6 protein-coding genes are annotated in these 1,758 nt (G+C 58.4%); all 6 read left to right on the forward strand.

Annotated elements, in window-relative coordinates; genetic code table 11:
* Window positions 1-140 precede the first annotated feature (140 nt).
* Window positions 141-332: a hypothetical protein gene (locus tag EXE45_RS16495; RefSeq protein ID WP_137694962.1), complete on the forward strand. Its 192-nt coding sequence runs from the start codon at window positions 141-143 to the stop codon at window positions 330-332.
* Entirely contained in the window at window positions 325-765 is a 441-nt protein-coding gene (locus EXE45_RS16500; protein ID WP_137694963.1) for a hypothetical protein, read from the forward strand. The genes EXE45_RS16495 and EXE45_RS16500 overlap by 8 nt, the downstream gene beginning before the upstream one ends.
* A 131-nt stretch (window positions 766-896) precedes the next feature.
* Window positions 897-1,046, forward strand: a complete 150-nt coding sequence (locus EXE45_RS19760; RefSeq protein WP_158293431.1) for a hypothetical protein — start codon at window positions 897-899, stop codon at window positions 1,044-1,046.
* Window positions 1,039-1,242 carry a hypothetical protein gene (locus tag EXE45_RS16505; protein ID WP_137694964.1) on the forward strand — a complete coding sequence of 68 codons (204 nt, stop codon included), beginning with the start codon at window positions 1,039-1,041 and terminating at the stop codon, window positions 1,240-1,242. Before EXE45_RS19760 ends, EXE45_RS16505 begins: the two co-directional genes overlap by 8 nt.
* A 43-nt stretch (window positions 1,243-1,285) precedes the next feature.
* Window positions 1,286-1,480, forward strand: coding sequence for a hypothetical protein (locus EXE45_RS20795; RefSeq protein WP_137694965.1), 195 nt, complete (start codon window positions 1,286-1,288; stop codon window positions 1,478-1,480).
* Window positions 1,477-1,758, forward strand: a 282-nt coding sequence (locus tag EXE45_RS16515; RefSeq protein WP_137694966.1) for a hypothetical protein, incomplete at its 3' end; no start/stop codon positions are given. The genes EXE45_RS20795 and EXE45_RS16515, both read left to right, overlap by 4 nt.

Raw genomic sequence — 1,758 nt, forward strand, 5'->3', positions numbered from 1 at the left:
CACAGCGTGGCTGGTGATCAACGGATGAGGGGACGTTACACACAGACCCGCCAGCAGTTAATCGAGGAGCCGATCCAACCAGGAACCAACGTCGACGCGCCGTGGTACACCCCACGGCCTGATCGCGACCGTCACTACCAATGAACGTCGAAGATGTCCTCGGTGGGATGGAGCTGCCGCCCGACACGGACATGGTTCAGTTTGGCTTCGTCACCGACACCTCTCACCTCAACGATGAGCAGCGTCGACTCCGTGTTGAGGCGTTAGACGAGACGTACACGATTCTGGAGGCTCGGGAGGTCACAATCCCCGAGGGAGACAACGATGAGTGACGAGGAGGATACTTTCAGCGACGTGCCTGTTGTCGGCCACCACGTTGAGGCGGAGATAGAGGAACCCGAAGATGGGCTGGCTGACGCACTCAACCACGCTGCCGAGGAACTGGACATCACACGTCGTGATCTCCGCTACGTGAAGATAACGGAGTACGATGTTTCGTGGGATGAACCACGGACGATGACGCTCCCCGTAGGCACGTTCGAGCGGCTCTGTGCGTGGTTCCTTCAGACAGACAGCCCCGATGAATACCTCGGTCCTGATCCCGAAGATGCGTACGAAATAAACTCCGACGCTGACGGACTGTTCGATGCCGACCACGGTGAGATTCCCGATAGTTCATCGTACGATGTCATTACAGGCGAGGTGTGGTTCCAGATCGATGCGGTGAGAGCCGCAGACTGTGAGGGGATCGGTAACAATGACTGAAGGCCATTGCCAAAACTGCCAAGTCTACACGACGCTGACCGAGGCGACATCCCCGAACGGCGAGACGTACTGGGTCTGTGAGAACTGTGTCCCTCGCGTTGAGGAGGGCAATTGTCGCGTGGTAGCACACAATGGCTGAACTGGAAGGGGTGAACACGACGTGTTTCGTCTGTGGGGAGGACTACGAATCTCCAGAGCACACGTTGTTCTGTCCAAACAGCCTCGCAGCGATCTACTACACGCCCTCAATGCTCTCCGAGGTGAGTGAATTGTATGGATGACGTTCAGGCGTTCACCACGACGATGTCGATGTTTACGTGGGTCGTCTGCGTCACGGCGATGATCCTCCACGTCGTCGGTGCGTGGGTCGGCTGGTGGCCCTTCGAATACTGGCCGACGTATCTCGCTGCGACGATTGCGTGTCTGCTCAACGTCGTCGCCACGGGGCTGACAGTCCAGCTCCGTCGACACCAGTAGTTACACCAATCTTTTTATACTTACAACCCAAACAGAGGGGTGTATGGATTCTGATCCAACCCCCGATACACCAGACCGAATACAGGTCGGGCAACGGGTAGAGTGCCGACTTGAAGGCCCGTTCAAGGGACAGAACGGCCGCGTCGAGGACATCTTCGCAGGTCAGGCGAAGGTACGGCTTCCGACGGCGACCATCATGGAATCGCTTGACGCCTTTGAACGGGTGGGAGCAGCGTGAGTACGGACACGCCCGAACTTGACGACAACGAAGCCGTCGTCAACGACGGGTGTTCTGCGAAGCGAACGCCCGATCCGTGTAACCCGAAATACGCCCCGACTGGTGACGTGACTGTCCCACCGTGGGCAGCAGGCGTCGTTGGGGACATCTCAGGGACCGAGACAGCGACGGCAGCCCCCGAGGATCGTCGTGTCGCTGTGGGTACGTCGTGGCTGACGTATCACAACCCGAAGAAGCTCGGGAGCCTCCACGACATGATCCTCACGACGGAGGCGATT

It is taken from the genome of Halorubrum sp. SP9, from assembly GCF_005435015.1.
Taxonomy (GTDB): domain Archaea; phylum Halobacteriota; class Halobacteria; order Halobacteriales; family Haloferacaceae; genus Halorubrum; species Halorubrum sodomense.